This window comes from Ideonella sp. P3_A4, from assembly GCF_056403075.1.
This window is the reverse complement of record NZ_JBFUGE010000342.1, coordinates 1-6,588: the sequence shown is the minus strand read 5'-3', so window position 1 is coordinate 6,588 and position 6,588 is coordinate 1. Positions and strand designations below refer to the sequence as shown.

At 65.8% G+C, this 6,588-nt stretch carries 7 protein-coding genes; all 7 read left to right on the top strand.

What is annotated here, in order from left to right:
* The coding region (locus tag AC1DYI_RS23460) for a methylmalonyl-CoA mutase family protein (protein WP_477206543.1) at positions 1-1,043 on the top strand (1,043 nt) is incomplete at its 5' end.
* A gap of 8 nt (positions 1,044-1,051) precedes the next feature.
* Positions 1,052-1,510, top strand: coding sequence for a GNAT family N-acetyltransferase (locus tag AC1DYI_RS23455; protein WP_477206542.1), 459 nt, complete (start codon positions 1,052-1,054; stop codon positions 1,508-1,510).
* 1 nt (position 1,511) lies between these two features.
* A complete protein-coding gene (gene meaB / locus AC1DYI_RS23450; protein WP_477206541.1) occupies positions 1,512-2,528 on the top strand; it encodes a methylmalonyl Co-A mutase-associated GTPase MeaB in 1,017 nt (338 codons plus the stop codon).
* A 22-nt stretch (positions 2,529-2,550) separates the two neighbouring features.
* Complete coding sequence (locus tag AC1DYI_RS23445; RefSeq protein WP_477206540.1) at positions 2,551-4,083, top strand: acyl-CoA carboxylase subunit beta; 1,533 nt, start codon at positions 2,551-2,553, stop codon at positions 4,081-4,083.
* Between the two features lie 41 nt (positions 4,084-4,124).
* Positions 4,125-4,946 carry a carboxylesterase family protein gene (locus tag AC1DYI_RS23440; protein WP_477206539.1) on the top strand — a complete coding sequence of 274 codons (822 nt, stop codon included), beginning with the start codon at positions 4,125-4,127 and terminating at the stop codon, positions 4,944-4,946.
* A 12-nt stretch (positions 4,947-4,958) separates the two neighbouring features.
* Positions 4,959-5,765, top strand: a complete 807-nt coding sequence (locus tag AC1DYI_RS23435) for a YdcF family protein (protein ID WP_477206538.1) — start codon at positions 4,959-4,961, stop codon at positions 5,763-5,765.
* A 29-nt stretch (positions 5,766-5,794) separates the two neighbouring features.
* The coding region (locus AC1DYI_RS23430) for an ATP-binding protein (protein ID WP_477206537.1) at positions 5,795-6,588 on the top strand (794 nt) is incomplete at its 3' end.

Genomic DNA, 6,588 nt, shown 5'->3' with positions numbered 1-6,588 from the left:
TCAGCTCACGCATTGCGCGCAACACGCAGCTGATCATCCAGGAAGAGACGCACATCACCAACGTGGTCGACCCGTGGGCCGGCTCGTACCTGATGGAAAGCCTGACGCAGGAGATGGCCGACAAAGCCTGGTCCATCATCGAAGAGGTCGAGGCGATGGGCGGCATGACCAAGGCGGTGGATTCCGGCTGGGCCAAGCTGAAGATCGAGGCCAGCGCGGCCGAGAAGCAGGCCCGCATCGACAGCGGCAAAGATGTGATCGTCGGTGTCAACAAGTACAAGCTGGCCAAGGAAGACCCGGTCGACATCCTTGAGGTCGACAACGTGATGGTGCGCGATCAGCAGGTCGCACGCCTTCAGGAAATCAAGGCGAAGCGCGATACCGCCAAGGTCCAGGGCGCGCTGGCTTCGTTGACCAAGGCGGCCCAGTCCGGCCAAGGTAACCTGCTGGACCTGAGCATCCAGGCCATMCGCCTGCGGGCGACCGTGGGCGAGGTGAGCGACGCGCTGGAGGTGGTCTACGGCCGCCACCGCGCCGACATTCAAAAGGTGACTGGTGTGTACGCTGCTGCCTACGACTCCGCCGAAGGTTGGGAAAAGCTGCAGGGCGAGATCGCGGCCTTTGCCGATGCCGCCGGCCGCCGCCCGCGCGTGATGATCGCGAAGCTCGGGCAAGACGGCCACGACCGTGGCGCCAAGGTGGTGGCCACGGCGTTTGCCGACCTGGGCTTCGACGTCGACATGGGCCCACTGTTCCAGACGCCCGAAGAGTGCGCGCGTCAGGCGATCGAGAACGATGTGCATGCCGTGGGCATCTCTACGCTCGCCGCTGGCCACAAGACGCTGGTGCCGGCGATCATCGCCGAGCTGAAGAAACAGGGCGCCGATGACATCATCGTCTTCGTCGGCGGCGTGATCCCGCAGCAGGACTACCGCTTCCTTTACGAAGCCGGCGTGAAGGGCATCTACGGCCCCGGCACTCCGATCCCGGCCAGCGCGAAGGACGTGCTGGAACAGATTCGCAATGCGCAGGGCGTGGCCTGAGCACGCCGATGCCGCCATCTACTGAACAGCCCGAACTGACGCTGAAGCCCGCGGGCGACGGCGATTTTGAAGCGCTGCTGTCGCTGCGCTTGGCCGCGATGCGCGAGAGCCTGGAGCGGCTGGGCCGTTTCGACCCGCAACGCGCACGCGAGCGCCTGTCGCGCGGCTACCAGCCTGCGCACACCCGCCACATCCTGCGTGGCGGTGAGCTGGTCGGCTTCGTCGTCGTCGTGCCGCGCGAAGACGGCTGGCAACTCGACCACCTCTACGTCCACCCGAGCACACAGGGCGAAGGGATCGGCTCTTGGGTGATGGCGCAGGTGTTGGCCGAGGCAGATGCGGCGCACCAGCCGGTGTCGGTGACGGCGCTCAAGCACAGCGACGCGAACCGCTTCTACCAGCGTCACGGCTTCGAGCTGCAGGCCGAAGGCGAGTGGGACTGGTTTTACCTGCGGGCGGCGCGGTGACATGAGCTTGCCCGAGAGCGACCAGACGCTGCTGGAACAACTGCTGCATGGTGACGCGGCGCCGCGCCGGCGTGCAATTGCCAAGACCATCACGCTGCTCGAATCAACACGTGCCGATCACCGGCTGCGGGCCGACGAGTTGCTGAACGCGCTGCTGCCGTCGGCGGGCCGCTCGTTCCGGCTCGGCATCTCGGGCGTGCCTGGTGTCGGCAAGAGCACCTTCATCGAGGCGCTGGGTTTGCACCTGATCGGCCAAGGCCACCGCGTCGCGGTGCTCGCCGTCGATCCATCGTCCAGCGTCTCGGGTGGTTCGATCCTGGGCGACAAGACGCGCATGGAGCATCTGTCGGTTCACGAGTCGGCCTACATCCGCCCCAGCCCGTCGAGTGGCACCTTGGGCGGCGTGGCCGAGCGCACGCGCGAGAGCCTGCTGGTTTGCGAAGCGGCTGGCTACGACATCGTGATCGTCGAGACGGTCGGCGTCGGTCAGAGCGAAACCGCAGTCTCCGGCATGACCGACATGTTCGTGCTGATGCAGTTGCCCAATGCCGGCGACGACCTGCAGGCGATCAAGAAGGGCGTGATGGAGCTGGCCGACCTGGTGGTGATCAACAAGGCCGACATCGACGAAGCCGCGGCAACGCGGGCGAGGGCGCAGATCACCTCAGCGCTGCGACTGTTCGGCCAGCACGGCCACGCGGACCATGGCCATCACGATGCAACGGTGTGGCACCCGAAGGTCATTCAGCTGAGCGCGCTGAAGTCCACCGGTCTGGCCGAGTTCTGGCAGACCGTCAGCGACTACCGACAGGTTCAGTCCAGCAGCGGGCGGCTGGAAAAACGCCGCCACGTACAGGACGAAGCCTGGATGTGGGAGCGCATCGACGCCGGCCTGAAGAGCCGCTTCCGCGCCCATCCAGCCGTGCGCGAGCAATTGGCAGGTTTGCGCGCCGAGGTGCGTGAAGGCACGCTTGCCGCATCGGTCGCCGCGCGCCGCCTGCTCGACCTCTTTCAATAGTTTCCGAGGAGAACTTTCGACCATGCACGACATCCTTCAGATGCTCGAAGAAAAACGCGCCAAGGCGCGACTGGGCGGCGGCGAGAAGCGCATTGCGGCCCAGCACGCGAAAGGCAAGCTGACGGCGCGCGAGCGGCTCGAACTGCTGCTGGACGAAGGCAGCTTCGAAGAGTGGGACATGTTCGTCGAGCACCGCTGCGCCGATTTCGGCATGGCCGACAACAAGATCCCAGGCGACGGCGTGGTCACCGGCTACGGCATGATCAACGGCCGCCTCGTCTTCGTCTTCAGCCAGGACTTCACGGTCTTCGGTGGCGCCTTGAGCGAAGCCCACGCCGAGAAGATCTGCAAGGTGATGGACCAGGCGATGAAGGTCGGCGCACCGGTGATCGGCCTGAACGATTCGGGCGGTGCACGTATTCAAGAGGGTGTCGCGTCACTGGGTGGTTACGCCGACGTGTTCCAGAAGAACGTGCTGGCCTCCGGTGTGATCCCGCAGATCTCGATGATCATGGGCCCGTGCGCCGGCGGCGCGGTGTACTCGCCCGCGATGACCGACTTCATCTTCATGGTGAAGGACTCGTCGTACATGTTCGTCACCGGCCCCGAGGTGGTGAAGACCGTGACGCACGAGGAGGTGACGGCCGAAGAGCTGGGCGGCGCGATCACCCACACCGGCCGCAGCGGCGTGGCGGACTTGGCGTTCGAGAACGACGTCGAGGCACTGCTGATGCTGCGGCGCTTCTTCAACTACCTGCCGCTGAACAACAAGGACAAAGTGCCGGTTCGTCCGAGCGGCGACCCCTCGACCCGCGTCGATTTGTCGCTCGACACGCTGGTGCCGGACAACGCCAACAAGCCCTACGACATGAAGGAGTTGATCCTGAAGGTCGTCGACGACGGCGACTTCTTCGAGATCCAGCCCGACTACGCGCAGAACATCGTGATCGGCTTTGCCCGCATGGAAGGCGCGACCGTCGGCGTGGTGGCCAACAACCCGATGGTGCTGGCCGGCTGCCTGGACATCAAGAGCTCGATCAAGGCCGCGCGCTTCGTGCGCTTCTGCGACGCCTTCAACATCCCGATCGTCACCTTCGTCGATGTGCCCGGCTTCATGCCCGGCACCTCGCAAGAGTACGGCGGCATCATCAAGCACGGCGCCAAGCTGCTCTACGCGTATGCCGAGTGCACGGTGCCGAAGATCACAGTGATCACGCGCAAAGCCTATGGCGGTGCCTACGACGTGATGGCCTCGAAGCACCTGCGCGGCGACGTCAACTTTGCCTGGCCCAACGCCGAGATCGCGGTGATGGGCGCCAAGGGCGCGGTCGAGATCATCTTCCGCGAAGACAAGGGCGACCCGGCCAAGCTGGCCGCGAAAGAAGCCGAATACAAGGCCCGTTTCGCCAACCCGTTTGTCGCCGGCAGCCGCGGCTACATCGACGACGTGATCCTGCCGCACGAGACGCGCAAACGCGTTTGCCGCTCGCTGATGATGCTCAAAGACAAGAAGCTCGAGAACCCGTGGCGCAAGCACGGCAACATTCCGCTGTGATGAGGTGCTGGGCCACTGCTGCTCGTTGTCTGGCTGTCCTGTTGGCCAGCGGCTGCGCGGCCATGGGGGCGGCGGCGGACGATCTGCCGGCGCAGCAGCGGCTGCCCGCCGGCACGCATGCTGACGCGGCGGTCGAGGCGCAGCTGAAGGCACTGCCACGCGAAGTCTTCGAAGCTTCGCGGTATGTCGCTACTGACGGCGCCGTGCTGCCTTATCGCCTGCTGCCGCCGCTGAAGCTGGTGCCGGGGCAGCGTTATCCGCTGGTGGTGGTGCTGCACGGTTCGGGGGCGGTGGGGAATGACAACCGCGCGCAGCTGGGGGCGTTGGCGCTCAGCTGGTCTGCGCCGGGCTTGCGGCAGCGTTACCCCGCCTATGTGTTGGTGCCGCAATTTGGCCAGCGCAGCGCCAACTATGCGATGGCGCCTGATGGTGCACTGGCTTCGACGCCGGGGCCCGGCGTCGCGCGGCTGCAAGCCCTCGTCGACACGCTGCTCGCGCAAAAGCCCATCGACCCAGCGCGCGTGTATGTGACGGGGTTTTCGATGGGCGCTTCCACCGCGTGGCATGCGTTGCAGTCGCGGCACGACCGCTACGCTGCCGCGGTGATGTTCTCGGGCATCGCGCCCGACCGCAACGCAGCCGCGGCGCTGGCCGATGTGCCGCTGCTGGTCGTGCACGGCAATGCCGACACCAACAACCCGATCGACGCTGACCGGGCAATGGTCGCCGCGCTCAAGGCACAGCATGCGCCGGCGCTGCACTGGCGCGAATACGACGGCATGGACCATCAGGTGCCGGACACCATGCTGCTTGCCACCGAGTGGCGCGACTGGCTGTGGGCGCAGCAGCGGCCAAGGCTCTGAGGCGTGGACGGCATGACGAGTCGCATGATCGGATCGAAGCCGCCAGGCGTTGCATGGCGTTGGCTGGCGGGTGCCTGCGGCACTTTGCTGGTTGTTGATGCGCTGGCGTTGATGAGCGGCGGGCTGTTCAACCTCGGTGTGATCTTGCCGGTGCTGGGTGGCGCCTGCACGGTCTGGCTGAGCTGGCGTTGGCCGCAGGTGCAGCGATGGCTGGCGGCGCACCCGCGTCGACGCCTGGCTTGGCGTGCAGGGTGCGTCGCGCTGGTGCTGTGGGCACTCAGCGTGCTGGTGTTTTGGTTCGTGCTGGCACGTGCTGCAGGTGACGTCGCGACGCAGGATGCGCCGGCCGCCATCGTCGTGCTCGGGTCTGGCGCGCCTGGGGGCCAGCCATCGCCCACGCTGCGCGCGCGGCTGGACCTGGCGCTGGTGCAAGCGGCTGCGTTTCCCGGCGTGCCGGTGGTCGTCAGCGGCGGGGTCGACTTTCGCGGCAGTCTCAGCGAAGCCCAGGTGATGGGCGACTACCTGCGCGCTCATGGCGTGTCGCCTGGGCGCATCGTGCAGGAGGAGCGCAGCACCAGCACGGATGAGAACCTGCGGTTCAGTCAGCCGCTGTTGGCGGGCCGCGGTGTCGGCGTTGACGCGCCAGTGCGCGTGGTGACCAGCGACTTCCACACCGTTCGAGCACGCTGGATTGCGCGCCGCGTCGGCTACGCACGCGTGCAGGCCGTGGGCGCGCCGACGCCGCTCTACGTTCGCTACAACGCCTGGCTGCGTGAGTACTTCGCCTTCGTCAGCGGATTCGTGCTGCGTGAGTTCTGAAAGATTCGAGAAGAAAACTGGAGTCCATGATGTTCAAGAAGATCCTGATCGCCAACAGAGGTGAGATCGCTTGCCGCGTGATCAAGACGGCGAAGAAGATGGGCATCGCCACTGTCGCGGTCTACTCCGAGGCCGACAAGGATGCGCGCCACGTCGAGCTGGCCGACGAGTCGGTGTTGCTCGGCCCGGCGCCCAGCCGTGAGTCGTACCTCGTGGCCGACAAGATCATCGCGGCCGCCAAGCAGACCGGCGCCGAGGCGATCCACCCTGGCTACGGCTTCCTGTCGGAGAACGAAGCCTTCGCCAAGCGGGTCGAAGAAGAGGGCATGGTCTTCATCGGGCCGAAGCACTATTCGATCGCCGCGATGGGCGACAAGATCGCGTCGAAGAAGCTCGCTAACGAGGCCAAGGTCAACACGATCCCGGGCTACAACGATGCGATCGGCACGCCCGAGCAGGCTGTCGAGATTGCCAAGGGCATTGGCTACCCGGTGATGATCAAGGCCAGCGCTGGCGGCGGTGGCAAGGGCCTGCGCGTCGCCTTCAACGACAAGGAAGCCTTCGAGGGCTTCTCGTCGTGTCGCAACGAGGCGCGCAACAGCTTCGGCGATGACCGCGTGTTCATCGAGAAGTTCGTCGAGGAGCCGCGCCACATCGAGATCCAGGTGCTGGGTGACGCGCATGGCAACGTGCTGTACCTGCACGAGCGCGAATGCTCGATCCAGCGTCGCCACCAGAAGGTGATCGAGGAAGCACCATCGCCGTTCATCAGCGACGCCACGCGCAAGGCGATGGGCGAGCAGGCCGTGGCACTGGCCAAGGC

Excerpts from the sequence above, each read along its gene's own strand:
- AC1DYI_RS23455 (WP_477206542.1), top strand. The coding sequence starts at position 1,052 with ATGCCGCCATCTACTGAACAGCCCGAACTGACGCTGAAGCCCGCGGGC.
- meaB (WP_477206541.1), top strand. The coding sequence starts at position 1,512 with ATGAGCTTGCCCGAGAGCGACCAGACGCTGCTGGAACAACTGCTGCAT.
- AC1DYI_RS23445 (WP_477206540.1), top strand. The coding sequence starts at position 2,551 with ATGCACGACATCCTTCAGATGCTCGAAGAAAAACGCGCCAAGGCGCGA.
- AC1DYI_RS23435 (WP_477206538.1), top strand. The coding sequence starts at position 4,959 with ATGACGAGTCGCATGATCGGATCGAAGCCGCCAGGCGTTGCATGGCGT.